This window comes from Streptomyces sp. NPDC047072 (assembly GCF_040643855.1).
Classification (GTDB): Bacteria; Actinomycetota; Actinomycetes; order Streptomycetales; family Streptomycetaceae; genus Streptomyces.
On record NZ_JBEYVC010000007.1, the window covers coordinates 104,278 to 129,554 of the forward strand.

General features: G+C 70.3%; 26 protein-coding genes and 1 pseudogene. 8 read left to right on the forward strand and 19 right to left on the reverse strand.

Annotation, left to right across the window (positions count from 1 at the left end; translation table 11 throughout):
• Positions 1-297 precede the first annotated feature (297 nt).
• On the forward strand, positions 298-1,599 hold the full coding sequence (locus tag ABZ896_RS05190) for a SpoIIE family protein phosphatase (RefSeq protein WP_360922146.1): 1,302 nt from the start codon (positions 298-300) through the stop codon (positions 1,597-1,599).
• An 82-nt stretch (positions 1,600-1,681) separates the two neighbouring features.
• On the opposite strand, the gene ABZ896_RS05195 is transcribed toward ABZ896_RS05190, so the two are convergent.
• From ABZ896_RS05195 to ABZ896_RS05210, 4 genes are all read right to left on the reverse strand, one after another.
• On the reverse strand, positions 1,682-2,020 hold the full coding sequence (locus ABZ896_RS05195) for a DUF2516 family protein (RefSeq protein ID WP_360922149.1): 339 nt from the start codon (positions 2,018-2,020) through the stop codon (positions 1,682-1,684).
• A 129-nt stretch (positions 2,021-2,149) separates the two neighbouring features.
• A complete protein-coding gene (locus ABZ896_RS05200) occupies positions 2,150-2,821 on the reverse strand; it encodes a hypothetical protein (RefSeq protein ID WP_360922151.1) in 672 nt (223 codons plus the stop codon).
• 97 nt (positions 2,822-2,918) lie between these two features.
• Entirely contained in the window at positions 2,919-3,476 is a 558-nt protein-coding gene (locus tag ABZ896_RS05205) for a helix-turn-helix transcriptional regulator (protein WP_360922154.1), read from the reverse strand.
• An 81-nt stretch (positions 3,477-3,557) separates the two neighbouring features.
• Positions 3,558-4,139, reverse strand: coding sequence for a hypothetical protein (locus ABZ896_RS05210; protein ID WP_360922157.1), 582 nt, complete (start codon positions 4,137-4,139; stop codon positions 3,558-3,560).
• A gap of 167 nt (positions 4,140-4,306) precedes the next feature.
• On the opposite strand from ABZ896_RS05210, the gene ABZ896_RS05215 reads away from it, so the two are divergent.
• Entirely contained in the window at positions 4,307-5,215 is a 909-nt protein-coding gene (locus ABZ896_RS05215) for an aminoglycoside phosphotransferase family protein (protein ID WP_360922160.1), read from the forward strand.
• 22 nt (positions 5,216-5,237) lie between these two features.
• On the opposite strand, the gene ABZ896_RS05220 is transcribed toward ABZ896_RS05215, so the two are convergent.
• Complete coding sequence (locus tag ABZ896_RS05220; RefSeq protein WP_360922163.1) at positions 5,238-5,633, reverse strand: hypothetical protein; 396 nt, start codon at positions 5,631-5,633, stop codon at positions 5,238-5,240.
• Positions 5,634-5,766: 133 nt separating this feature from the next.
• On the opposite strand from ABZ896_RS05220, the gene ABZ896_RS05225 reads away from it, so the two are divergent.
• Positions 5,767-6,915: a serine hydrolase domain-containing protein gene (locus tag ABZ896_RS05225; protein WP_360922166.1), complete on the forward strand. Its 1,149-nt coding sequence runs from the start codon at positions 5,767-5,769 to the stop codon at positions 6,913-6,915.
• Between the two features lie 172 nt (positions 6,916-7,087).
• Here the strand turns inward: ABZ896_RS05225 and ABZ896_RS05230 are convergent.
• The 4 genes and pseudogenes from ABZ896_RS05230 to ABZ896_RS05245 all read right to left on the reverse strand — a co-directional run.
• Positions 7,088-7,996, reverse strand: a pseudogene (locus ABZ896_RS05230) (RNA polymerase sigma-70 factor); the annotation flags it as partial.
• A gap of 335 nt (positions 7,997-8,331) precedes the next feature.
• A complete protein-coding gene (locus tag ABZ896_RS05235; RefSeq protein WP_360922169.1) occupies positions 8,332-8,715 on the reverse strand; it encodes a DoxX family protein in 384 nt (127 codons plus the stop codon).
• Between the two features lie 65 nt (positions 8,716-8,780).
• Positions 8,781-9,512: a class I SAM-dependent methyltransferase gene (locus tag ABZ896_RS05240; RefSeq protein WP_360922172.1), complete on the reverse strand. Its 732-nt coding sequence runs from the start codon at positions 9,510-9,512 to the stop codon at positions 8,781-8,783.
• A 43-nt stretch (positions 9,513-9,555) separates the two neighbouring features.
• Positions 9,556-10,179, reverse strand: coding sequence for an RraA family protein (locus ABZ896_RS05245; RefSeq protein ID WP_360922175.1), 624 nt, complete (start codon positions 10,177-10,179; stop codon positions 9,556-9,558).
• A gap of 164 nt (positions 10,180-10,343) precedes the next feature.
• Here ABZ896_RS05245 and ABZ896_RS05250 point away from each other — a divergent pair, with 164 nt between their 5' ends.
• Positions 10,344-11,177 carry a nitroreductase/quinone reductase family protein gene (locus tag ABZ896_RS05250; RefSeq protein WP_360922178.1) on the forward strand — a complete coding sequence of 278 codons (834 nt, stop codon included), beginning with the start codon at positions 10,344-10,346 and terminating at the stop codon, positions 11,175-11,177.
• A gap of 173 nt (positions 11,178-11,350) precedes the next feature.
• On the opposite strand, the gene ABZ896_RS05255 is transcribed toward ABZ896_RS05250, so the two are convergent.
• The 4 genes from ABZ896_RS05255 to ABZ896_RS05270 form a co-directional block, all read right to left on the reverse strand.
• Complete coding sequence (locus ABZ896_RS05255; protein ID WP_360922181.1) at positions 11,351-13,408, reverse strand: AAA family ATPase; 2,058 nt, start codon at positions 13,406-13,408, stop codon at positions 11,351-11,353.
• A 38-nt stretch (positions 13,409-13,446) separates the two neighbouring features.
• Entirely contained in the window at positions 13,447-14,061 is a 615-nt protein-coding gene (locus ABZ896_RS05260) for a TetR family transcriptional regulator (RefSeq protein ID WP_360922184.1), read from the reverse strand.
• Between the two features lie 23 nt (positions 14,062-14,084).
• The gene (locus tag ABZ896_RS05265) at positions 14,085-16,097 is read right to left on the reverse strand and encodes an aminoglycoside phosphotransferase family protein (RefSeq protein ID WP_360922188.1); all 2,013 of its coding nucleotides are present in this window, start codon (positions 16,095-16,097) and stop codon (positions 14,085-14,087) included.
• A gap of 348 nt (positions 16,098-16,445) precedes the next feature.
• Positions 16,446-17,546 carry an aminoglycoside phosphotransferase family protein gene (locus ABZ896_RS05270; RefSeq protein ID WP_360922191.1) on the reverse strand — a complete coding sequence of 367 codons (1,101 nt, stop codon included), beginning with the start codon at positions 17,544-17,546 and terminating at the stop codon, positions 16,446-16,448.
• A gap of 211 nt (positions 17,547-17,757) precedes the next feature.
• On the opposite strand from ABZ896_RS05270, the gene ABZ896_RS05275 reads away from it, so the two are divergent.
• Positions 17,758-18,534 (forward strand): HAD-IA family hydrolase, encoded by a 777-nt coding sequence (locus tag ABZ896_RS05275; protein WP_360922194.1) that lies wholly within the window; start codon positions 17,758-17,760, stop codon positions 18,532-18,534.
• Here the strand turns inward: ABZ896_RS05275 and ABZ896_RS05280 are convergent.
• Positions 18,482-19,399, reverse strand: a complete 918-nt coding sequence (locus tag ABZ896_RS05280) for a winged helix-turn-helix domain-containing protein (protein ID WP_360922197.1) — start codon at positions 19,397-19,399, stop codon at positions 18,482-18,484. The two genes, ABZ896_RS05275 and ABZ896_RS05280, sit on opposite strands and share 53 nt — an antisense overlap.
• A gap of 184 nt (positions 19,400-19,583) precedes the next feature.
• On the opposite strand from ABZ896_RS05280, the gene ABZ896_RS05285 reads away from it, so the two are divergent.
• On the forward strand, positions 19,584-19,766 hold the full coding sequence (locus ABZ896_RS05285; RefSeq protein ID WP_360922200.1) for a hypothetical protein: 183 nt from the start codon (positions 19,584-19,586) through the stop codon (positions 19,764-19,766).
• Here the strand turns inward: ABZ896_RS05285 and ABZ896_RS05290 are convergent.
• Both ABZ896_RS05290 and ABZ896_RS05295 read right to left on the reverse strand, forming a co-directional pair.
• On the reverse strand, positions 19,763-20,500 hold the full coding sequence (locus ABZ896_RS05290) for an HAD family hydrolase (RefSeq protein WP_360922203.1): 738 nt from the start codon (positions 20,498-20,500) through the stop codon (positions 19,763-19,765). The two genes, ABZ896_RS05285 and ABZ896_RS05290, sit on opposite strands and share 4 nt — an antisense overlap.
• Complete coding sequence (locus tag ABZ896_RS05295) at positions 20,500-21,378, reverse strand: GntR family transcriptional regulator (protein WP_360922206.1); 879 nt, start codon at positions 21,376-21,378, stop codon at positions 20,500-20,502. Before ABZ896_RS05295 ends, ABZ896_RS05290 begins: the two co-directional genes overlap by 1 nt.
• Positions 21,379-21,515: 137 nt before the next feature.
• Here ABZ896_RS05295 and ABZ896_RS05300 point away from each other — a divergent pair, with 137 nt between their 5' ends.
• Entirely contained in the window at positions 21,516-21,704 is a 189-nt protein-coding gene (locus ABZ896_RS05300) for a hypothetical protein (protein WP_360922209.1), read from the forward strand.
• Positions 21,705-21,739: 35 nt separating this feature from the next.
• On the opposite strand, the gene ABZ896_RS05305 is transcribed toward ABZ896_RS05300, so the two are convergent.
• Entirely contained in the window at positions 21,740-22,657 is a 918-nt protein-coding gene (locus tag ABZ896_RS05305) for a GntR family transcriptional regulator (protein WP_360922211.1), read from the reverse strand.
• A 162-nt stretch (positions 22,658-22,819) separates the two neighbouring features.
• Between ABZ896_RS05305 and ABZ896_RS05310 the strand changes: the two genes are divergently transcribed.
• Entirely contained in the window at positions 22,820-23,002 is a 183-nt protein-coding gene (locus tag ABZ896_RS05310; protein ID WP_360922214.1) for a hypothetical protein, read from the forward strand.
• A gap of 179 nt (positions 23,003-23,181) precedes the next feature.
• Here the strand turns inward: ABZ896_RS05310 and ABZ896_RS05315 are convergent, their stop codons facing one another.
• Positions 23,182-24,435, reverse strand: coding sequence for a GNAT family N-acetyltransferase (locus tag ABZ896_RS05315; protein ID WP_360922217.1), 1,254 nt, complete (start codon positions 24,433-24,435; stop codon positions 23,182-23,184).
• A 117-nt stretch (positions 24,436-24,552) separates the two neighbouring features.
• Positions 24,553-25,119, reverse strand: a complete 567-nt coding sequence (locus tag ABZ896_RS05320) for an aerial mycelium formation protein (protein WP_360922220.1) — start codon at positions 25,117-25,119, stop codon at positions 24,553-24,555.
• Positions 25,120-25,277 lie beyond the last annotated feature (158 nt).

The window sequence follows — 25,277 nt, forward strand, 5'->3', positions numbered from 1 at the left end:
CGAGATGCGTGAGTGGCTGAACCAGACGCTTGGGCGGCTGAAACCTGTGCGTCGGATGTGATTCAGGGCACGTCCAGGGGCCCGTGAAACCTGTCGTGGACGTGACGTTCGTCATTCCCGCAACACCCGTCACCTGCCCAACTGGGCCGGGAATCAAGGCATATGACGCTGGCGAGGGCTCCGCCGACGTGTCCCTCGCCATTCCTCAACCGCCCCGGCACCCGCTATGGTCCCCGTCGGTGGATCGACATCCCTCGCTCCGCCGTGCCCTCGGGGGGAGGGAAGGAACCCACAACCATGCCCGTACCCATACCGCGGCAGAGAGCGATCCCGGCCGTGGAGAGTGGTCAGGCGCAGGCCGTGCACCAGGGCGGCCCCTCCAAGGAAGAGCCCCCGCGCGAGGAAGCCACGGTCGACACCAACGCCGCCGCCCCGAACCTGACGCTGCTGGTGATCGAGGACGATCCCGGCGGCTCCCCGGTCGTCCCCGAGCTGCTCGACTCGGCCGGCAAGCCGATCCGCGTCCGCACCGCCCGCAACCTCACCGAGGCGGAGCGGCTGCTCACCGACGACGTGCACTGCATCCTGCTCGACCTCGCGCTGCCCGCCCCGGGCGGTGCGGACGACGACGAACTCGCCGTCCTCCGGCACGTCCTGCACCTCGCGCCCCGGCACGCCGTCCTCGCGCTCACCGCGTCCGGCGACGCCGAGCGCGGCGCCGAGGCGGTGCGGGTGGGCGCCCAGGACTACCTCTTCCGGGACGAGCTGGACGCCCGGCTGCTGAGCCGGGCGATCCGGTACGCGGTGGAGCGCAAGCGGTCCGACACGGCGGAGCGGCGGCTCGCGGAGGGCCGGGTGCGGGCGCAGGAGAACCGGCGCCTGGAGCGCGGGCTGCTGCCGACCCCGCTGCTCGAGGGTTCCTCGCTGCGGTTCGCGGCGCGCTACCGGCCGGGGCGCTCGCGCGCGCTGCTCGGCGGTGACTTCTACGACGTCGTACGGACTCCCGACGGCACGGTCCACGCGATGATCGGTGACGTCTGTGGTCATGGCCCTGATGAGGCGGCGCTCGGTGTGGAGCTGCGGATCGCCTGGCGGGCGCTGACCCTGGCGGGGCTGTGCGGGGACGAGCTGCTCGGGACGTTGCAGCAGGTGCTGGAGCACGAGCGGTCCGACGACGAGATCTTCGCGACGCTGTGCACGGTCGACATCGCGCCGGACGGGCGACGGGCGGGGCTGTGCCTCGCCGGGCATCCGGCGCCGGTGGTGTGCCGGCCGGGGCAGCCGGCGGGGTTGCTGCCGCAGGAGAACAACGGGCCGGCGCTGGGGATGCTGTCGGGGGCTCGGTGGCCGCGGATGCAGGTGCCGCTCGGGGCGTCGTGGAGTCTGATGCTCTACACCGACGGGCTGATCGAGGGGCGCGTCGGGGACGGGCGCGAGCGGCTCGGCCAGGACGGGATGGTGTCTCTCGTCCGGCGGCTCCGGGGGGAGGGGCTGGCCGGGGAGGGGTTGCTGCGGGCCGCGGTCAATGAGGTGCGGGAGTTGGCGGGTGGGGAGCTTGCCGACGACGTGGCTGTGCTGCTGCTCGACAGAGACGGATGAGTGTCGTTGCGGGACCTGTCGAGTGCCGAGTACGGGTGCTTCGTGGCTGGTCGCGCAGTTCCCCGCGCCCCTGAGGGCGCTGTCAGCGCCCTCCGTTCCAAGGGCCGTACGGGCCGTCGCTACTCGAACCCCGTCCCCTGCCGCTGCGGCCGCCGCCCGGGAGGGCTCGGATCGCGGGGCGGACGTCGACCATGTAGACGATCGTCGCGATGAGGCCGATGATCGGCAGGAATGACAGGATGTTGAAGATCAGGTTGACCACGAAGGCCAGGCCGAGGATGACCAGCCAGAACGGCTTGGTCTTCTTGTCGGCCGCGCGGTAGGCGTCCTCGCGGCGGATCGCGGCGTCGAACAACGCGAAACCGCTGAACACGATCAGGGCCATGCTCAGCAGCCACATGAAGTTCGTGAACCCTTGCATCAGCACAATGCCCACCACCCGTCTCGGCCTGTCCCTACGCCGTCACCGTACCCGGTCCCGCAGGCCCGATACCCGTACAACGGGCCGGGCACTCGGTAAGTGCCCGGCCCGTGTGCGTCCCGCGGTGCCTTACTTGGCGGGCGGGGTCGTCTTCTTGGCGGTGGTGGTCTTGCGGGGGGTCGCCTTCTTGGCCGTGGTCTTCTTCGCGGCCGGAGCGGCGGGAGCCGCGGCAGCGGGCGCGGCCTCGGCGGGCTTCGCGGCCGGCGCCTCGTCCTTGACCGGGACCGGCTCCGCCTTCGGCTCGACGGCGATGGCCAGTTCCTCGATCTCCTCGGCGGCCTCGCCACGCCAGGTCTTCACGGTCTGCTCGCCGCGCTCGGCGACCTTCTCGTAGGTCTCGCGGGCCTTGACGGCGTACTCGGCGGCGACGCCGACGCCGCGCAGGGCGAAGTCCTGAGCGCTCTCGCCGAACTTCTTGAGGTCGGCGTCGATGGTGGAGCCGAGCTTCTTGAAGTCGCCGTCCAGGGTCGCGATGAACTCGCCGACCTTGGCCTGGATGGTCTCCTGCGTCTCCCTGACCTTGGCGCCGGCCTCCTTGGCGCGCGCCTGGGCCTTCTCCTGGACCGCCTTCGGATCGGTGCCGCGCACCGCTTCGATGCGTGCCGGGGCCTCGGCACGCAGCTGCTCCACCAGACCGGGCACCTTCTTGGCCTCCTGGAGGGCGAGGTCACCGGCGCCGGCGAGGAAGTAGAGCGGGGTCGGGTCCGTGACGGCCTTGCGGATGTCGTCGGTGATGGCCATGGGATGGTCCTCCCGGGTCGCTTTCAGCTGAGGGTTTTGGGTTCCCGCGGGCGTCCTGGGCATGGTCGAGCCGTCCGAGTCGTACTCGGGGGCGGGCTCAGCCTGCCGTCTGCTGCGGGTCGGCGTCGCTGCCGTCGGTCGTGCGGGTACGGCGGTTCCTGGCTGCCGTGCGTTTCGGTTTCGCGTGGGTGCCGACCGCAGCGGGGCCGCCGTCCGGGGCGTCCTCGCCCTGTACGGCACTCCGCGCGTCCTGCGCCTCGGCCGTACCGTCGCCCTGGGCGGGCGGGGCGTCGGCCGGGGCGATCTCGAATCCGTTCTCCTTGCGGAAGGACTCGTAGATCTGGAGCAGCACCTGCTTCTGCCGCTCGTTCAGCGTGGGATCGGCGAGGAGGACCGCACGTGTCTCCACCTCGTCCAGGTCCCGCTCGGCGTCGAGGATGCCGGCCCGCACGTACAGCGTCTCCGCGGAGATCCGCAGGGCCTTGGCGACCTGCTGCAGCACCTCCGCGCTCGGCTTGCGCAGCCCGCGCTCGATCTGGCTCAGATACGGATTCGACACCCCGGCGGCGTCGGCGAGCTGCCTGAGCGAGAGTTGCGCGGTACGCCGCTGCTCACGCAGGTACTCACCGAGATTGCCGACGTTGAGCGATGCCATGCCCCTACTGTGCCCCACCCCCGCTAACTATTGCAAGCACCTGCTTGCAATAGTGCGCCACACCACTCCGCCACCGCTCACTCAGCACGAAGGCCGCGTCCAGAGGGTGAGGTCGCTGCTGGTGGCGACTGTGAGGGTCCGGCCGGTGGGCGAGAATCCGGCTGCGCGGAGTTCGGAGTGGTCGGAGTGGAAGACGTGCCACCACGTGCCTCCCGCCGGGCCGTTGTGGGAACCGCCGTCCGCGGAGAGGATGACGCGGTCGTGGGGCCAGTCGGGGCTGACGACGTCCAGGGTCCAGCCGTCCGGTGTGGTGCTGTGCAGGCCTCCGCCGAAGAGCCCGGCGATCCGCACGGGGACGCCGGCGATCGGGCCGAGCCCGGGGCAGGTGAGGTCCGGGTGGGCGTCGGGAGTGCTCGTGTCGAGGTCGGGATCCCTGTCGCGGGCGATCTTCTCTCCAGTGACCGCGTCGAAGAGTCCGTGGCCGTCGCTGGACACGACCATCACGAGGTCGTGCCCGCTGTCGGGGTGGACGGCGAATCCGATGCCGAGGAGGCCCCCGATGGGAGTCGTGTGGTCCAGCACCGGCCGCCACGGCTCGGGAGCCGGCGTAACGGTGGCGGCGAGGTAGCGCTCGCGCAGCTGCTGCTGGTACGTCGTGATCAACTCGTCTCCCCGGTGCGATCCGCGTCGAGGGTCTCCCACGCAACGGCCCACGTCGACTCGAATTCCTCCCGGGCTCTCGTAGCCGTGTCGGAAACTCGGAAACTCGGTTGATCCGGACTGCTTCCGCGCTTCGAATGGGACCGGCTGGAGGGGAGGGCCTGCGGAAGATGACCATGCATGACGACCAGGTGGATGTCACCACCGACATGGTCGCGACCTTGATCCGGGAACAGTTCCCCCGGTGGAGCGGCGAGGCGATCCGACCCGTGCCGTCGACCGGGACGGTCAACGCCATCTTCCGTATCGGGGACGGTCTTTCCGCGCGTTTCCCGCTGCGTCCGGTCGACGCCGGCGAGGCGTTGATGGTGCTGGAGAAGGAAGCGCGGGCGAGCGCCGAGCTGGCCCGGGTGTCCCGGTTCCCCGTCCCGGAACCCGTCGCCCTCGGACGGCCCGGCGCGGGTTACCCCATGCCGTGGTCGGTCCAGACATGGCTGCCGGGCACGATCGCCTCCGACGCCGACCCGAGCGGGTCGGACGCCTTCGCCGAGGACCTCGCGGCCTTCATCGCGGCCCTGCGGGAGGCCGGGACGCGGGGGCGGCGGTTCGACGGCGACAACCGTGGCGGTGTCCTCGCCCACCACGACGACTGGATGTCGAAGTGCTTCGAGGAGAGCGAGGGGCTGAGCGAGGGGCTGCTCGACGTGCCCCGGCTGCGCCGACTATGGGCCCGCTTCCGGGAGTTGCCCCGCACCAGCGCCGACGTGATGAGCCACGGCGACCTGATCCCCGGCAACGTCCTGGTCGCCGGAGACCGCCTCAGCGGCGTCCTCGACACCGGCGGCTACGGCCCGGCCGACCCCGCGCTGGACCTCGTCAGCGCCTGGCACCTTCTGCAGCCGGGCCCCCGCGAGGTGCTCCGGCGCACCCTGGCCTGCGACGACCTGGAGTGGGAGCGCGGCAAGGCGTGGGCGTTCGAACAGGCGATGGGTGTCGTCTGGTACTACGCCGAGAGCAACCCGCCGATGAGCAGAATGGGCCACCGCACACTCGACCGCATCCTGGAGTCGACGGAGTGACCGTTGGTGCGGGTGGGACAGGTCAGGCGTCGGGGTCGACTTCGGGGTGGGTGAACCGCACGGGCCTGCCCAGCGAACGGGCGTAGGCGATCTCGGCCCGGGTGCTGTCTCCGATGTAGTCGCCGACCACGAGCACCTCGTCGGCGAGCCGGATCTTCGCCCGGTGCAGTTCACCGAGCCGAACCTTCAACGCCCCGGCCTCGGCCTCGGCACGATCGGACCACAGCGCGTGCGGCGACTTCATGTCCCAGGCCGGCTTCACGACGATCTTCCCGGCCATGGTCTCCCGCAGATCGGCCTCCGTCATCTCGGTCATGAAACGGGTGGAGCCGCAGATCACGACGATACGCGGGAGGCTCAGCTCCCTCTTCGCGTCGGCGAGCTGCTCCTCGGGGGTGAGCGGTCGCGGGTAGGACACCGGTTCCTCCTGGTGGTGCGGCCCAAGGGACGCCTGCGCAGACGAGATCGAGGATGCCCCCGAAGAGGTCGATGAGTTTCCGGGGCCGCAGCGGTCGTACCCCTGACGATCCTCCCGACCGGAAGGCCCCGCGATGAGCGTGCTGCACGACACCCTGCGCCGGTATGTCGATGACCGGACGGTCCCGGGGGCCGTCGGGCTTGTCGCGCGGGGGCGTGACGTCGACGTGGTGGCCGTGGGGGCGGTGGATGTCGAGGGGAGCGCGCCCATGGAACGGGACTCGATCTTCCGTATCGCGTCGATCACCAAGCCCGTCACCGCGGCGGCCGTTCTGATGCTGGTCGAGGAGGGGCGGATCGCTCTGGACACGCCGGTCGGGGACTGGTTGCCGGAGTTGGCCGAGCCGAGCGTGGTGCGCACACCGGGCGCGGCGGTCGGGGACGTCGTCGCCGCGGACCGTCCGATCACCGTCGAGGACCTGCTCACCTCCCGCACCGGCTGGGGCTTCCCGCAGGACTTCTCGCTGCCCGCGGTACAGGCCCTGTTCGCGGTGCAGAAGGACGGCCGCGCCCTCCAGGACTGGCCCGATGCGGACACCTGGCTCGGCCTCCTCGCGCGCGTGCCGATGCTGCACCAGCCGGGAGAAGCCTGGCTCTACGGCACCTCCTCCGACCTCCAGGGCATCCTGGTCGCCCGGGTGTCGGGCCGTACGCTCCCCGAATTCCTCGCCGAACGGATCTTCGAACCGCTGGGCATGCGCGACACCGGCTTCGCGGTCCCCGAGGCGCAACGGCACCGCTTCACCTCCTTCTACACCCCCGCCCCGGACGGCACCCCGACCCTCGCGGACCCCCCGGACGGCGACTGGACCCGCGTCCCGCGCTTCCACTCGGGCGGCGGCGGCCTCGTCTCCACGGCCGACGACTACCTGGCCTTCGCCCGCATGCTGCTCAACGGCGGCGAAGGCGACGGCGGCCGCCGGCTCCTGACCCCCAACTCGGTCGCCCGGATGACCACCGACCACCTCACAGCCGCCCAGCGCGCCGCCGTCCCCCTTTTCCTGGAGGGCCAGGGCTGGGGTTACGGCGGTCAGGTCGACGTCAGCCGGGCCGACCCGTGGAACGTCCCCGGCCGCTACGGCTGGGTCGGCGGCACGGGTACGACCGCACACCTCGTCCCCGCCACCGGAACCGTCACGATCCTGCTGACGCAGGTCGGAATGGTGAGCCCGACGCCGACCCCGCTGATGCGGGACTTCTGGCGAAGCACGGCGGCCGGCTGAGGCCGAGCGCGATCGCAGGGCAGCGGGCCCGTCGGTGGGTGGTGCTCGGGAGAACCTCGCTGTGGCTGCTGCCGCTGATCTTCGGCGGGATCGGGGTGCTGGTCGGGGTACCGGAAACGCACGGGTGACACGGCGACGCGCCTCCTGGAACTCCGGGTTGTCCCACCCCACTTCAAGCCCGCACCCCCCGCACCTCCCGATGAACCGCCCACGCATCCGCGACCGGCCCCAGATGGCCGAGCTTGTCGGGGTTGATCACCGAGTGGAGGGTCTGGATACGGCCGTCCCGCACATCGAGGGTCATGGTGTGCAGGACCCTGCCCTCGCGGTCGCGGAAGATCGCGCCCGGCACGCCGTTGAGGTCGTGCGGCGCGAAGGTGACCTCCGCCCGGGCCATCCGCGGGTACACGGACGCCAGCAGCCGGGCCACGTTCTCCGCGCCCACGACCGCCCTCGCCAGCTGCGGCGCCTTGCCGCCCCCGTCGCCGACCATCGACACGTCCGCGGCGAGCAGGTCCGTGAGCCCTACGACATCCCCCTCGCGCAGGGCGTCGAAGAACCGGGTCGCCAGCTCCTCCCGCTCCCGACGGTCCGCCTCGAAACGGGGCCGGCCCTCGTGCATATGGCGCCGGGCCCGTACCGCCAGCTGCCGGCACGCCGACTCCGAGCGCCCCACCGCCGCCGCGACCTCGGAGAAGCCGAAGTCGAACACCTCCCGCAGCACGAACACGGCCCGCTCCAGCGGACTGAGCCGCTCCAGCAGCAACAGCGCGGCCACCGACACCGAGTCGGCCAGCTCCGCCGAGCGCGCCGGGTCCTCGTAGGGGTCGTCGAGCAGGGGTTCCGGGAACCACGGTCCGACGTACTCCTCCCGCCGCACCCGCGCCGAGCGCAGTACGTCGATGGCGAGCCGGGTGATCGTCGTCGAGAGGTACGCCTTGACCGACCGGGGCTCGGTCGCGGCGGCCTCGTAGCGCAGCCAGGTCTCCTGGACGGCGTCCTCGGCCTCGCTCACACTGCCGAGGATCCGGTACGCGATCGAGAACAGCAGCGGCCGCAGCGCCTGGAACGCCTCGGCCCTGCCCGCCCGGACCGCCTCCGGCGCCCCGGCACTCGCCGACTCCGAAAAGCCCGTCGCCTCGGGAAAGCCCGTCGCCTCGGGAAAGCCCGTCAGCTCGGGAAAGCCCGTCAGCTCGGGAAGGCCCGTTGGCTCGGGAAGGCCCGTCAGCTCCGAAAAGCCCGTTGGCTCGGGAGAGCCTTCCGGCTCCGGCGCACCCGTCGGCTCCCCGCAGCCCGCCGCCCCCGAAAGCCCCGCACCCGCCGCCCCCGAAAGCCCCGCACCCGCCGCTCCCGGCACCCCGCGCCCCGCACTCATGCCCACCCCTCCTCGAAGCCCTGACCCCAACGACCCACCACTCAGCCCCCGAACGGCGCGATCCCGAAGCGCCCCCAGGCGATAACCGCCGCGAGGACCAGATACACCAGGTTCAACACGACGAACCCCCGCTCCCCCCGCCGCCCATGCGTGATCATCGCCCCGACCATCAGCAGCACCCAGCACACCGCCGTCACCGGCACCAGCACCGGCGCGACCCCGACGGCGGCCGGCAGCACCAGCCCCACCGCGGCCAGCAACTCCACCGCACCGAGGCTCCTGACGAACGCGGCGCCGTTGTCACCGGTCCACCCGCCCCCGGGCGCCGCGGCCAGCTTCGCCACCGGCACGAAGGTCTTGCTGATCCCGCCGGTCAGGGCCACCGTGGCCAGCAGTCCGGCGGCGATCCACAGGGTGAGGTTCATCGTCCGCTCCTTGCTCGGGGATCGTCTGCATCCCCTGTGACGAGACAGCGGCGCCGACTGTGACATCACCCGCGCGGCCTGCGTGCCACGAACACGAACTCCCGTCCCGGCCGGTCCGGAGCATCCCGTACGTCGTCCACCGCATACCCCTGCGCGACCAGTTCGGCCTCGACCTCGTCCCGCTCGCGGAAACGCAGCGTCGAGTCCGAGGTGAGGGTCCGCCCGTCCGCGGCGAACACATACGTCCAGCGGAAGGTCACCAACGGGCCCTCCACATCGGTCACTTGGACCCAGGTCTCGACCGTGCCTACGCCGGGGAGGTCCGTCACGGCGTACGACTGCTCCCGGGTCCACTCCTCCCAGGCCCGCCGCGCCGGGTCCCGCGTCTCGAACACCAGCCGCCCGCCGGGCCGTAGCGCCGCGTACGCGCCCCGCAGGGTCCGCCGCCAGGACTGCGGTTCTACGATCTGCTGCGCGACGTTGGCCGTCATGGTCGCCAAGTCGGCGGTCAGCGGGGGGAGTTGGGTCGCGTCGCCGTGGATCCAGCGCACCCGCTCACCGCCCGGTTTCCCCCGGGCCACGTCGAGGGAGGCGCCGGCGGGATCGACCCCGACGACCTCGACCCCGCGCCCGGCCAGCGACAGCGCGAACACGCCCGTACCGCACCCGATGTCGAGAACCCGGCGCGCCCCGAACTCCCCCACCATGCGGAGATACGCGTCGAGGTCGGAGCGGTCGGGTTCGAGGGCGTCGTAGATCGCGGCGAGCCGGGGGTGTCCGAAGCACTCGTCAGCCATGCGGGCGACGGTAACCGCCAACGCGCCCCTCGGTCACCCGGGTTCAGCCCTCGAAGCCGCCCTCCGCGAGGAGTTGGTCGATCTTCGCCCGGTGTGCCGCCTCCCACTCGTCGAGCGTCTCGGCCGCCTCCTTCGCCAACTTGGCCCGGGCATCGGCGAGTACGTCCTCGCGCCGGGCGGCGGGGACCGCCACGACCCCCTCCTCGTCGGCGACCACGACGTCACCCGCCTCGACCCGCACACCCCCGCAGCGCACCCGCCCGCCCAGCGGCGCAACGGCCTTCTTGGTGCCGGGGATCGGGACGACGCCCCGCCCGAACACCGGGAAGCCGCTCTCCCGCACCTCGGCGAGATCGCGGATCACCCCGTCCACGACGAACCCGGCGATCCCCCGCCGCTGCGCGACCGCGCACACGTTGCCGCCGGCCAGCGCGTAGTCGAGGTCGCCGGACTCCACGACGATCACCGAGTCGGCCTGCGCCCGGTGGATCGCCGCGTGCAGCATGAGGTTGTCGCCGGGGGCGCACCGTACGGTGAAGGCGGGCCCGGCGATCCTCGGCACCGGCCCCCACAGCGGCCGGATCCCGATGTCCATGACGCGTTCGCGGCCGAGCAGATCGGCCAGGGTGGTCGTCGGGACGTCCAGAAACTCAGTGGTCTCGATCATGTCCAGGACGCTACCGTGCGTGCCATGACTGCCGGGTCGGCCCTGTGCCGCGCACGAGTTGGATGCCCGGCCTCTGAGTGAGGCCGTGGCGGGCGCGAGGCCCGCCGTTCTCTCCGTACCGCGATCCCACGACCAGCGACGGAGAGAAGAGAGAGACCCACAGCGTGCCCAACCCCTTCAACCAGCAGATCATCGACGAGTTCCGGGCGAACGCCGGCCGGGTCGGCGGGCCCTTCGAGGGCGGCCGTCTGATCCTGCTGACCACCATCGGCGCCCGCACCGGCACCCCGCACACCACCCCCGTCGGCTACCTCCCCGACGGCGGCAATCGCATCCTCGTGATCGCCTCGGCGGGCGGCTCGCCCCGCCACCCCGACTGGTACCGCAACCTGCTCGCACACCCCCAAGTCACCGTGGAGAGCGGGGTGTTCACCTACGAGGCGGCGGCGGTCGTCCTGACGGGAGCGGAGCGGGACGCGGCCTTCGCCCGGGCCGTCGAGGCGGACCGGGGCTGGGCGGCGTACCAGGAGAAGACGGACCGGACCATCCCGGTGGTCGCCCTGCACGAGATCGCGCGCCCCGGCCCGCCGCGCATCAACGCGTCGTCGGCGGGGGCAGCGGTGAAGGCGGTCCATGACGCGTTCCGCCGCGAACTGGCCCTGATCCGCCGGGAGTTCGAGGCCGGGTCCGGCACCTTGGGCGCACAACTCCGCGTCAACTGCCTCACGTTCTGCCAGGGCCTGCACAACCACCACACCGGTGAGGACATGGCCCTGTTCCCGTTCGTGGCCGACCGCCACCCCGAGGCGGGAGCGGCCCTCACCCGACTGCGCGCCGAGCACGAGCGGATCGCGGTGCTGGTGGAGGAGTTGAGGACGACGCTCGGGGCGGCGACGGATTCGGCATCGATCCGCGCGGACGTGGAGCGGCTGACGACCAAGCTGGAGGCTCATCTGACCTACGAGGAGGAGCAGTTGATCCCGCTGCTGGACGGCTGATCCACTGGGGCGGGCGGCCCGCGCCGGCACGGCAACGGCCGCCCGAGGCAGGTGGCCGCGCCGGCACGGCAACGGCCTGCTCGAACCAGGCGGCCCGAGTCAGAACGGCAACGCCCGCCCGAGGTAGGCGACCCGCGCTAGAACGGCAACGGCCACCCGAGGCAGGCGACCCGCTAGAACGGCAACGGCCGCCCGTGCACCACCTCCAGGCGGGACACCGCCCGGGTGAGCACCACGTACAGCCGGTGCAGCCCCCGCTCCTCCGCCGCCACGATCGCCGCGGGCTCGACGGCCACGACCTGGTCGTACTCAAGTCCCTTGACCAGCCCGGCCGGTACGACGCTCACCCGCGCCCCGAGCTCGTCCGGCCCGGCCGCCGGGATCCCCGCAGCGTCAAGCGCCTTCCGCATCCGCTCCGCATCGGCGTCGGCGGTGACGACCCCCACGGATCCCTCCCGCCCGAGCGCGTCCCGTACGGCGGCCACGACGGAGTCGGTCAGCTCGCCCGAGGTCCGGGTGACCCTCAACTCCCCGTCCGCGCGCAGCGATCGCCCGGCCGGCACCTCCGCGTCGAGCCGCTCCAGCAGCCGGTTGGCCAGCTCCACGACCGCCTGCGGCACCCGGAACCCCACGGTCAGCGGAACGACGGCCGCGTCGGGTTTGCCGAGGTGACGCAGGACGGTGGGCCAGTCCCGGGCCGCCCACGGAGTGGTCCCCTGCGCGAGGTCGCCCAGGACGGTGAGCGACCCGAACCGCGCCCGGCGCGCGATCGCCCGGCACTCCATCGGCGACAGGTCCTGCGCCTCGTCGACGACGAGATGGCCGTACCCCTCGGGGTGCTCGATCAGCCCGGCGACCTCGTCGAGCAGCACGAGGTCGGCGGCGGACCAGCGCGCCGACTTCCAGGACCGGGCCGGTCGGTCCCACAACAGGTGCCGCTGCTCAGCCCTTTCGAGAATCCCGTCCGCAGCCGCCGCCAACACATCGCCCCGGCTGAGGAGTTCATGCACGACCTCCTCGGGCCGCACCTTGGGCCATACGACGTCCAGGTACTCCCTGACCGCCCGGGACCGCTCGATCCGCTGCGCCCAGGAACGCGGCTGGGGCCCGGCCCGCCGCTCGGCCCGGAGCTGCACGGCCCGCACCACCCGCCCCCGCACCCGCTCCCGCCCGATGCCGTAGGGAGGTTCCTCGGCCCGCACGTCGTCGACGATGCGCCGGAGTTCACCGTCCGGCACCCGCCACCGGTACGAACCGTCGTCGATCTCAAGGGAGTTGACGGCACCGGTCGACACCCGCGCGAAGAGCGCCCGCCGCAGCACCTCGGCCATCCGGACGTCGTGTTTGACGACGGCGGTGCGGTGACCGTCGGTTCCGGTCACGGCGTGCCGGGCGATCTCCTCCTGGAGCGTGGCCTGCCGGACCCCGGTCTCGCCGAGGGCGGGCAGCACCTGGGAGATGTAGGAGAGGAAGGTCCGGTTGGGCCCGAGGATGAGCAGTCCGCCGCGGCGGATGCGCTGCGGGTGGGTGTAGAGGAGGTAGGCGGCCCGGTGCAGCCCGACGGCGGTCTTCCCGGTGCCCGGAGCGCCCTGGACGCACACGGAGTCGGCGAGGTCTCCCCGTACGAGATCGTCCTGCTCGGGCTGGATGGTCGCGGCGATGTCACGCATGGGGCCGACGCGGGGGCGCTCGATCTCGCGGGTGACGAAGTCACTGAGGGCGGGCGGGCCGGAGGGGGAGTCGGGGTGGTCGGCGTTGGAGCCGGTGAGGTGCTCGTCCTCCAGGCCGGTGAGGTCGTCGGAGTCGCCCTTGCTCCCCGGGGCCCAGCCGAACCGCCGGCGCACGGCGACGCCGTGGGTGTCACCGGTGCTCGCCTGGTAGAAGGCGCGCGAGACGGGCGCCCGCCAGTCGACGACGAGCGGCGGGGCGGCGGGATCCTCGCTGACCCGCAGCCGCCCGAGGTGGTAGGCCTGCCCGGCATGCTCCCCCCGCGCGAAGTCGAGCCGCCCGAAGAACAACGGCCCCTCGGGCAACTCCCGCATCTCCTTGGCCCGACTGCGCAACCGATACCCGAGGACTTCGGCATCGGCCCCGGACGCGGACACGTCCTCCCCGACGACGACCTGCTCCTGGGCCCCGTCGACCATGGCGGCGAGGGCGTCACGACAGCGCTCGTGGTGGGCCCGCTCAAGCCGGAGTTCACGCAGAAGGGATGGCTCGCTGGAGGTCATTCCCCCGAGCGTACGCCAAATTTCGTAACCGAGTTAAATTATTTACCGAGCCTCAAACCGGGGAAAGCCCGCTCCAGCGCCCCGAACGCCCGCTCAGCAGCGGCAACGGCGTCCTCCCGCACGTCCGCCACCCCCTCCCCACCCGCGACCCGCCGCCAGTTCTCCATGGCGAGCACCCGCTGCACGGCAACGATCTGCGCGGCGGCGACCCGCCCGTCCACCCCACCCCCGAGCACCTCGGCGAGCGCGTCCTCGGCCCGCTGCTGGTAGGTGTACACGCGGGCGAGAAGCGCCGGAGTCCCGTACAGCAACCGGTGAAAGGCCAGCACCTGCCGATGATCACTGAGCCCGGTGACGGGATCCCCCACCTCCAGCCCCCGCAAAAAATGCTCCCGCAACGCCGCAACAGGCTCGGCCACCCCCGCCACAACCCGCGCGGCCTCGTCCTCGTGATCGGCAATCCGGTACAACACGAGATCTTCCTTGGCCGGAAAGTACCGAAAGAGCGTCGGCTTGGAGATCTCAGCAGCGGCAGCAACCTCGGCAACGGACACCGCATCGAACCCCTTCTCCAGGAAGAGCCCGATGGCAACCTCGGAGACCCGCTCATACATCCGCCGCTTCTTACGCTCCCGCAGGCCTGGTTCGGTCATGCGGTGAGCCTACGAGAAGCCGCCTAGTGCAGGGCGAGCATGAGGAATGGATTCACCTGGGCCGTCCTGGGCTCCGGCAGGCCGAGCGTTCCCAACGCCCTCGTGAGGGTGTTCCCGTACTCGGCGATCGCCCGGCTGACGTTGGGAGCGTGCCGGCCGGTCTCGGCCATCAGGCGGTGCAGGTCGACGTACGCGGAACGCACGAGCTCCAGCCTGCGGTACAGCTCCAACTCCTCGTACACGTTCGTGCAGGCCTCGTCGCCCATGCCGCGCACCCAGCGGGCGAGCATGCGGCGCCGCATCTCCGGCTGGGTGGGGGTGAGGTACATGTGCCGGGCCAGGTCGTAGAGGGGGTCGCCGACGAGCGCCATGTCCCAGTCGATGATGGTCAGGGCCAGCTCGTCGTCGCGGCGCACGAGGTTCCACGGGTTCAGCGATCCGTGCAGCAGCGCGGGACGCCTGGGGGTCACCAGGTATCCGGAGAGCACTTCCCCGAGCCGGTCCGCGTCGGGCAGGCCGAGGATACGGGCGAGGGCCTTGGTCTCCTTCGGCAGATTGCGGACCGTGCGCACGAGCTGGTCCCTCAGCCACGGGTAGAAGTCCGCCCTGCCCTCGGTCGGGTCGATGCCGGTCCAGTCCACCTGGTTCAGGGCCACCAGCTGGTCGACCAGCGCGTCGGCCTCGTACGGCAGGAGACCGTGCACCGGGTGCCGCGGCGGGGACATGTCGCGCGGCCCCTCATAGGTGTGGATGGTGAAGGGACGCCGCCCCCTGCTCTCACCCAGCGCCAGCACGCGCGGCACCGCCACCGGCACCCGCGACTCCTCGATGGCCCGCAGGACGGCGTGCTCGCTGAGGTAGCTGAACTCGGGGCGCTGAACTCCGGGGAGCTTGCGCCGCACCACGACGGGGAAGCCGGTGCCCGGCACGTGGACGACCGTGTTGACGTGCGTGGAGCCCCTGAACACCCGGTCCCTCGAAGCGAACTGCTCCTGCACGAGAGCCAGCCGTACGGGCCCGCGGCGGAACGAGGGGTGCTCGGCAACCCGGCGGTCCTGCCGCCATGCGGACATCTTGACGGTGTGGATCAGACCCGCACGCCGACGCGGTCCCGGTCCGGCGCCCGACCAGCCGAGCAGTATCCGCTCGATGCCGTCCTCGTCCGGTACGCGTTCCAGCCGCAAGGGACGCATGGCCGATCTCAGGGCCCGGTGGACGGATGCCTTGGCCCCGTCCAACTGCTCCTGGTCGAAGCGCCCCTTCAGCACCTGCACGGCCCGCATGACGTCGGGATAGACGGACTGCGCGCGCTCGAAGTCCGTGTAGCGGCGCAGGTCCTCCCTGAAACCGTTGACGGCCGCGGGGTTCTCCAGGGACATGGCATCGGTCCACTCGGCCACCACTCCGGCCCGCTGCCAGGACGGGTACTCCATGCGGATCAGGTGGATGGCGAGGTCGTGCAACGGGTCCCCGTACGTCGCCAACTCCCAGTCGACACAGGTGAGGGGGGCGTGCTTGCTGCTGAACGACACAATCACGTTGCCGCGGTGCAGATCGGCGTGGAGCAGGGCGAACGGCCGCGAGATCATGGCCCCCACCTCCTCGGCGAACCGATCGAGGGCGTCCTCGGGCACGCCGAGTTCCGTGAACAGCTCGCCGAAGACCGGCCAGTTGCGCTTGCGGACCTGATCGTTCACCGCGTGCGCCTGAGCCCTGAGGTAGCCGCGGCTGTCCCCGTCCACGGTGGGCCACAGGGCCGGCAGGGGCGGCAGCGCCTCCGCGCGCACATGGCTCTGCTGGGCGAAGAGCCTGGCCAGCCCCCGCACGAGCAGCCTGTTCAGGGGCCTGCCCGCCGGACACAGACGGGCCAGGGACACGCCCTTGATGTAGCCGTGGATCGCGAAGTCCCCGTCCGCGTACAGGCATTGCGGCACATTGGGCAGCCGGCCCGCGAGCGAGCGGAGGATCTCCGACTCGCACTCCCAGGTGCGGACCACCACGGGAAGCGCGTCCGGGTTGCGCCATCGCACGATCACGGGAGTATCAGGTTTCTGACCGAACCGTGCGGCCAACTCCGCGGGCAGAGGGCGGATGTAGTTCCGGTTGTGATGTCCGTCGATCGGATCACGGGTCTTCTTGGCGGCCTCCGCGAATGCGCGGACGGCATCGACTTCTTTGAGGGTGAGACGTTCCTCAAGGCCAGGGCGAGGAACGGGTATTGCGCCCACGAGCTGCTCCGGATTGCTTGAGCCGTGAATGAGCCGAGTTGGAACCGAACCATAGTCCACACTCGGCCCTTTGGGCACGACAACATAAAAGGTCGCGGGCCTCGCAGAGGACGCATCAGCCTCAGACAAGAAGCAACGTTTCAGCTTGAGAAAACGTCACGTTCGATCGAGTTCGGTCAGCCCGGTTTTTGGCATCCGGTGCCACCGCACCAACGCCCCCATGATCTCCGCATGACCCGGCACCCGCTTCATCCCGAGCACCCCGGCCGCGTTCCCCAGCACCTTCTGCAACTTCAGTGCGGCCAGGGGAAGTCCGCGCCAGTTGAACGACGTGCCGTCACCCGGCAGCAGCGACTCCGCCACGCGGATGATGTCCGTCGGAACGGACTGCGCTTTCTTGAAGGCGAGGATGCGCGGGAGGTCGCGTTCCCAACCGAATGAACTGCCGGACCGGACCCCCTCGACCACCTCGCGCCATGCCCGGGTCACCTGATCCCTCTGACCGGCGGGGTATTTCATCAGGTGAATATGGGTGGCCAAGTCGTACAGCGGATCACCCAGCATCGCCAATTCCCAGTCGATGGCCCAGAGTTGGCCGACAGGATCGACGATCATGTTCTGGCGGTGAAGGTCGCCGTGGAGAAGGCAGAAAGGGCGTTCTGTCAGCCCCGACACGTTGTCCCGAAGCCGGGAGAACGATTCTCCCTTCACTCCCAGTTCGTCGAAGAGAACACCGAACCGCGGGCGGTTCTTCTCGAATACCTGCTCCTCGCAGAAGGCGACCAGGCGGCCGAGAAATCCGTTGCTGTCACCGTCGTCGGCACGGTCCCGGCTCTCGCAGCGCCGGTTCACCGTCAGCATCTGCGGGGTGATCCGCACCATCTCCTGGAACAGGCCGACGATCTGGACGAGGAACGACTCGGGGACCCGTCCGTTCCGCCACGGGTACCGCCCGACCGTCCGCCCTTCGATGAAGCTCTGGAGCTTCATGCCCTCGACGTCAAGGACCGTCGGGATGCGGGTGATACGGCCTTGGAGAGCGCGTAGGAGTTCTTCCTCGGAGTGGAAGCACCGGCGGTCGAACCACAGGATCTGCGCGCGGGGTTCACGGACCTTGACGGTTCGGGTGCCGCCCGGCAGGCGCAGTACGTAGGTCTCGTGGTGGTACCCCTTGAGCGGGCCCTCGACCACACCGTCGCCGCCGACCAGTTCGTCGGCACGGCGTTTGGCTTCGGAGACCGCTTGGGGGGTAGTCATTCGCTGGGTTCTGCCCGTTCAGGTGGAGCCGCAGGTGTAAGGGATGGGGCACATTACTCCTCCTGAGCCGTGCTCAGACGGAGAACTCATCCATTGGACACGTCGATCGCCGCCGCGTCACGCATTGGCGGTCTCCGTCGTTGACACGTCGCCACCCTGGGATACCCCGACTCAACTCAGGGTAAGGACAGTCGGGACGGCAAGGAGGCCCATGAGCGACGCGATCGATGACCCGGAAGCCGTATTCAACCTGCTCAGCGATGCCCGAGCGGTGCTCTTCGACTTCGACGGACCTGTCTGTGATCTCTTCGGCGGGGCGTCCACCGAGGACGTGGCGAAGAAGGTCAAGGACAGGGCGCGTTGGATGTGGCGCACGCTCGATCAAGAGGTCGAGAAGTGCGACGACTCGCACGGCATCCTTCGCAAACTACGGACCATGTACGACGAGGCCGACCCGAAGCCTCGCTTTCGGCTCCCGCTGACGCTCGCGGAACGCGTCGTCGCCCGGCAGGAGAGAGACGCGGTCAGGCGGGCGCAACCGACGCCGGACATCGGCGCCGTCGTGGAACTGCTGAACGCGCTTGAGTTACCTCTGGCCATCGTGAGCAACAACGCCGAGCGTGCCATTCGGATGTATCTCAAGAAGAAGAAGCTCCAGGGGCTGTTCACGTCGGTGTGCGGCCGGGATCCGAAGAACGCGGGGCTCATGAAGCCGCACCCGGACTGCGTGAACCGTGCCGTCTCCCGGTTGTCGCTGGACCCCACCGACTGTGTGCTGGTCGGCGACCAGCTCACCGACCTTCAGGCCGCCCAGGAAGCCCGGACGCCGTTCCTCGGCATCACCCCGGACCGGTCCCGGGCGGAGAAGATGGTGGAGTACGGCGCCACGGCCGTGGTCACTTCGTACGAGCCCGTCCTCACAGCCCTCGAACGACTCAGCCGGGAGCGGGAGGCCTCAGCTCAGCCTCTGTCGCCGGCTGCTCGGTGAGCAACTCCCAAGCCGACTCGAACCATTCCCGCATGCCGTCCACGAACGCGCTCCCCGGCGCACTCGGATCATCCGCGTCCTTGACGTGGTGCGTGAGCCCGGCGCCCACGCCCACCACGTCGAGGGCCTGATCTATCTCCGTGCCGTTGTCCAGCACGATGGGACGCCGGTAGATCCGGTAGGGACCGTGTACCGCCTCGGACCCGTTGAGCAGATAGAGCTTGGCATGCGGCATCAGCGGCACGAAGCGGATCCGCACGCTCACCGAGGCGACGAGCCCCTCCGCCTCCAGGTTGCGCAGCACGGACCGTACGGACGCGGTGTGCCGCCGGGAGATGTCCAGGTAGCGGACCTTCAGCAGCCGGTCGTCCTCGGCGTCCCCGGTCCGCCAGTACGGCGGGTCCAGCGACTCCGCCGGCAGCAGCATGCGTACGGCGATGCTGCGGGGGGCGACCTCACCGAGCCGGATGCGTTCCGCCTGGAGCCGGATGTGGGTGTCCAGCGACTCGGACGTCAGGGTGAAGACATCGAGGGTCACCTCGGACCGTTCGAAGGCGTGGTCGATGAGCGGTCGGAGCGTGACCACGCGCCCCTGTTGCCGGCCGCTCGTCTGGGAGTGGACGTTCTGCCCCCTGACGACCCGCGACCCGCTGCCCTGGCGTGAGACGATCCAGCCCTCGCTGGCCAGTTCCCGCAGCACCCGCTGGACGGTGTCCCGGGAGACGCCGAACTCCTCCGCGAGGGCGCGCTGTGACGGCAGAAGCGAACCCACGAGATAGGCGCCGTCGGTCAGCCGCGCCCGCAGCTCGCTCGCCACGCGGTCGAACTCCCTGCCGCCGCCCTCGCCGGTGTTGCCGTCACTCACCAGCCGACCGTACCGCGCGTCTGCGCCAGGCACGCCGGTTTCAGTCAAGTAACCCGCCCAATTTTCCTGCCAGTTAAGGGATCAGCCAGTCAGGGCATCACCACCTTAAGGCAACCAGTCCAATTGGCCTGGAAGTTGATCGCTCGTCAGGAAGTGGTAGTCGGCAGTGGAAACTGGGGGAGTCATGGTCGTTCTGCAACTGCTGTTAGCCGTGCTCGCGCTGAGTGTGGATCAGATGTTCAGCTCACGCTTCGGGGCCCTCGGCGTGGTGTGTCTGTTCCTGCTCGGCGCGGGCATCAAGGCCCGCAACACGGCATGCCTGTCCACAGGAGCCGTGATCTTCGTCCTGCTGATGGTCCAGGCCTAGGCCTGCGTCCGGAGCGCCTCGAGCACGGGTGCCAGGGAGTCGACGATCGCCGTGGCACCCGCGTCCTTCAGGAGCTTCTGCTTGCGCTCGTTGCGCGCGTACCCGAGGAAGGGCACGCCCGCCTCGTTCGCCGCCAGGTAGTCCGACGGGGTGTCGCCGATCATCAGGGCGGCGTGGGGGGCCGAGCCCATCGCGCTCAGGGCCCTGTTGAGGCAGTGGGGGTCGGGCTTGAGGTGGTTGAGGTGTTGGGTGCGGCCGTAGATGTGGGGGGCGAAGCAGGAGGTCAGGCCTCGGCTCGTCAGGTATTCGCGGACCACTCGCGGGGAGTTGTTGGTGGCGATCGCCAGCCGCGAGCCCACCGCCTTCCAGGTGCGGATCAGCGGGTCGGCGAACGGGGTGGGCATCGCGGACTCGGTCGCCCGCAGCTCCTCCTGGGTCAAACGTTCCTCCAGCTCGGCGACCAGGTCACTGCCGGGGCGTCTGCGGTCGACGGCACGCAGCACGACGTGCGGGTCCAGGGACCGGCGCTCGTCCTCGGTCAGCAGGCTGTGCAGACCTCGGCCGGCCAGCCACTCCACCAGTTCGTCCGCCACCCGGTCCGCCGAATGACCGGCGAACAGGCGGCAGATGGGTCCGTCGAAGTCCCAGAGCACGACCCTTGCGCGCGTGATCAGCTCCCGTAGCGCATCGATCTCTTCTGCCACCAGTTCGGTCTGCGTCGTATCAGAAGTCACTAAGAGAGTGTCAGGTCCGTCGTGATGGTTGCCCAGAGGGCGTCGAACCACTTCTGGGATTCCGTGATGAACGCCTCGTCGCGCGGGCCGGCCGCCTTCTCGAAGGAGAAGAGGAGGGATTCGGTGCCCATGACGTCGTACATGTCGAGCATGCCGGTGTCGGTGGGTTCCTCGCGGCGGGCGACCATGTAGTACGCGATCAGCGCTTCCGACTCGTTGAGCAGGTACAGCTTCACCGGGGGGGTGAACGGGAGGGCGCGGAAGGTGACCCTGACGTCGATGCCGTGGGAGGAGCGCAGGGCCTGGAGGTTGTGGCGCAGGACGTGACCCTGGGCGTTGCGCATGTCGAGCCAGCGGCGGTGGACCGGGTCGTCGCCGCTGTCCGTCTCGACCGACACCGGGAAGGCCAGGTTGATCTCCCGGGAGGGCAGCAGGATCCGGACGTCGATGGACTCGGGGCATATCTCGCCCGCGTGGATACGGCGCAGCGGCTCACCCAGGGCGATCATCAGGGTCTCGGCGGTCAGACAGGCCGCGTCGATCCGGACGTGCGGGGCGGCGAAGGCCTCGGTGAGGCGGGGGGCCAGGCCGACCATCGTGGGCTGGGGGCCGCTCGAGGAGACGGGGACCTCCGCGATCCGCGGCGGGCTTCCCTTGCTCACGTTCGTCAGCAAGCCGTCTTCCTGGAGGGCGCGCAGGGCCTGGCGGACCGTTCCCCGCTCCACGCCGAATTCTTCGGCGAGTTCGGCCTGGGTGGGCAGGCGGTCTCCTGCCTTGAGGTCGCCCTCGCGGATGCGGTCCCGCAGGGTGTCGGCGATCTCCTGGGGCGAGAGTCTCCTGCTGCCGTTCACTGCCACGTTCTCCTGGGTCACGACCAAACGTTACAACTCCAATCCATCTATGGGGAGTTGTACGGAAGTTGTTTGTCAACCGATACCAAGCGGGAACAACATGAGTGAGATGGTTACCAACTTTCGGTAGTTGGTAACAGTTCACGTCCGAAGGGGGAACCATCGTGCCTGCGCTCGCCCTCCTCTCCGCCGTCTTCGTCGTCGGCGTCGAGCAGACCCTCCAGTGGAAGTATGGTGCCTCCGGCATAGTCGGGCTCCTGCTGCTCACCGTCGGCCTCAAGGCCAAGAACCCTGCCATCAGTTCGACGGGAGCCGTGGTCCTCGCGCTGCTGGTCGCGGGGCCCGCCCTATGAACCGTGAACGCCCCTGCAAGGAACCGTGGGAGACGTCAGTCCGTGAGCAGCAGCTCCGAACTGATCGTCTCCCACAGTGCGTTGAACCAGAGGTGCGACTGCTCCACGAACGTGGTGTCGCGCAGCCCGGCGCCCTGCTCGAAGGCGAACAGCGTCGACCGGGTGCCCTCCGCGTCGTACATCTCCAGGGGCTGGTGGTCGATCTCCTGCTTGCTGCGCGAGAGCGTGTAGTACGCGAAGAGCGCCTCCGCGCCGTTGAGCAGATAGAGCTTCACGGGCGGGGTGAAGGGCAGGGCGCGGAAGGTTACGTGCACGTCGATGCCGTGCGTGGTGCGCAGTGCCAGCAGGTTGTGCTTCAACACCTGTCCCTGCGCGTTGCGTTGGGCCAGCCAGCGGCGGCGGACCGGGCCGTCGTCGCCGTGGCCCTCGACCGGGACCGGGAACGCCAGGTCGATGTCCCGGCTCGGCAGCAGCACGCGGACGTCGACCTTGGCCGGATTCAGCCGTCCGGCGTGGATCTGGCGCAGCGGCTCGCCGATGGCGAGCGTGAGGGAGATCGAGGTCAGGCACAGGGCGTCTATCTCGACGTGCGGAGCGGCGAACGCCGACGCTATCCGGGGGCCCAGGGTGACCATGGTCGGCTGCGGCAGCCCCGCGGGGCCGGCGGGCGGACGGCCGAGTCCCAGGTCGGGGGCGACGGTCGCCGGGCTGCCCTTGGAGACGTTGGTCAGCAGGTGCTCCGCCTGCAGGACGTACAGCGCCTGTCGTACGACCCCGCGCTCGACCCCGAACTCGTCGGCCAGCCGCGCCTGTGTGGGCATGCGCTGACCTGCCCGCAGCCTGCCGGACCGGATCCGGGCGCGGAGCTCGTCGGCCACCTCGTGAGGGGACGTCTGTGGCCTCTGTGACCTCTTCCGTCCATTGACGGGAGCGTGTTTCGGGTCCACGACCAAACACTACAACTTCCCGCCATCTTATGGCAGTTCCGTGGAGGTGGTTATGAGCCTGTTCCAAGTGGAGATAAGTACAGTGAAGTTGGCTACCAACTTCAACGACCTTGGGACACATGGTCAAACGTTCTCAAGGTTGGTCAACAGGCCCGAAGGAGGACCGCCATGCCGCTCGCCATCGCCCTGGCCGCACTGGTCGTCGGCTTCGAGCAGGTCGTGCAGTGGAAGCTCGGCGCGATCGGCATCATCGCCTTCGTCGCGCTGACCGTGGGGCTCAAGAGCAAGAGCCTCGCCATCAGCGGCATGGGAGCGGTCGTCCTCGTGATGCTGCTCGCCCAGTCCGGCTGATCGGGCTCTCTTCCGGAGGGGAGCCGAGAGCCCGGTCGGTCTGAAGCACAGCCACAACTGAACACCGACAACCGAAGAGCGACACCCGCACAGCCACAACCGAATAGCTCGCTACGGATGCGAAACACAGTCAACCAGGCGCCGAGGAAAGGGAGTTCACCCAGTTCACCCAGGAAGTCTCAGAACATGTCCGGGCACCAAGGACGCCGGGACGGAGACAGCAGGGCGTCGGCCAGTCGGCCGGCGCCCGCTCGCTGTTCGTGCACCCTGCCCAGCGCCGCCAGCCGCGTCACCGACTCGTCGCCGAGCCACAGGGCCGCCAACTCCCGTACGTCCAGGGTGAGATCGGGGCCGCGGGTGGTCGTCGTACACGATCCGCCGGTCGGTGACGCCTCCAGCAGGTACCGGCCGCCGGCGAGGCCGGTCGGGTCCAGCAGCTCCAGCACCAGCGCGCCCTCACCGCCGTAGGAACGCGCCTCAAGGGCCCGCCTGACGTCCAGGATCCGCACCCACAGCCAGTCCGCCTGCGTGGTGATGCGGGCGGCCCGGGGGTCCGGCAGGAGGTCGGGGAGCAGGTCGTCGGGGGCGCGGTCGCCGCTCCTGAGCCGTACGACCCAGTCGATCGAGCAGAGGTAGTGCCACAGGGCGCGTTCGGCGGCCGGGGTCGCGGCGAGCAGGTGCCGTACGGTCGCCGTGTTCAGCGGCTGCTTTGCGTCGCCCCACTTGTCGTCGATCTCGTACGACACCAGGCCCTCCGGCGTGCCGTCGGGCGCGCGGTAGAGGGCCCAGAACGGCTCCGTCCACTTCGGGTCGTAGCGCACGGCACCGGTGTTGACCTGCCACCACATGTCGTCCCGGCTGACCGCGCCCGGCGTGGTGCGGCGCACCCGGTCGTGCACTTCGGGGCCGATCTTGCGTACGACGTCCGCGTCCACGAGGTCGATACGGCCCTGTCCGAGGTCCGGTCCGCGGGGGTCGAGGCCGGTGCGCGGGAGGTCGACCTCCCAGGTGGTGGTGCGGGTGGCGGGGCCGAAGCCGTAGCGGCCGTAGATCCGGTACTCGGCGGCGATCAGCGTGGCCACGACGTCTCCGCGCTCCTTCGCCTCGGCGAGGTCGCGCGTCATCATGCGGGTGAGCAGGCCGCGGCGGCGGTGCGTGGCGGTGACGGTGACGCCGGTGATCGCGTCCGCGGGCACGAGGGCGCCGCCGACCGCCGTGACCTCCTGGGCGAAGGACTTGAACGTCGCCACGCAGCGGTCGCCGTCGAAGGCGCCGGTCCAGCGCCCGTCCCCGAAGGTGGCCCGCCGCGCCTCGATCTCGGCCTCGGCCACGACGGCCGATCGCAGAAACCCGGTGTTCACGGCACGCAGCCACTCGGGCAGCTCGGGCTCGGTGATCGGGCGGACGTCGATGTCGGAGCGCGCGCGGGTCATGGGGCCACGGTAGGCGCGCGGCAACACGGTGTCGCGTCGATTTCCCGGCCCAGGGGCGCGCCCGCCCGGACGAACGGCCCGCCTGCCCGGATGCCCGGCCGCTCTCCGGAGACGGCTCTACGTCAGCAGGTCCTCCACCTGGGCCTCGCCCTCCCGATACCGCCGCGTGATCTCCGCGCCGGCCTCGTCCGCCGTGTGCTGGAGGTGCTGGCGGCGGCTGGAGACCTGTTGTTCGTAGCGGACCAGGCGGCCCATCGCGGTGTCGAGTTCGAGGTCGGTGCGGGCGTCCAGGGCGGAGAGCTCGACCTCGGCGAGCATCTCGGCGGCGAGGAGGCGGTACTCCTCGCTCTGCGGGGTGCCCAGGGTGACATGGCGGGCCGAGGAGCGGTGGCGGGCCGGGGCGTCGGTGAGGATCTCCGGGAGCCGGTCGACCACCGCGCCCGCGCCCGCCGGGGAGCGCCGGACCAGCTCGGCCCGCAGGATGTCGATACGGCCCTGGAGCAGCCGGCGCACATAGCTGAGGTCCGCCTCGTCCCGCTGGGCGTCCCGGCGCAGGGTGCGCAGTTCGGACAGGCTCAGGGCGGCGAGGTCGGGGCGCGCCGGCTCCGTCGGCAGCAGCGGGCTGTCCGTACGTTGCGCCGGCGGTCGCCCGGTGACCGGCCGCCCGGTACTCGGTGTGCTCATGTCCCTCTACCGTCCCCTCGTCCGGTGGGTGGAACACCGGCGTGTGGAAGCATCGTGCCACCCCAAGTGGCCGCTATGTGACCGAGTGCCCCCGAACGGCCCCAGATGGGGGGTTAAGGATCAGAAACAGACCCCCGCAGGACCCGGTCGGACGGACC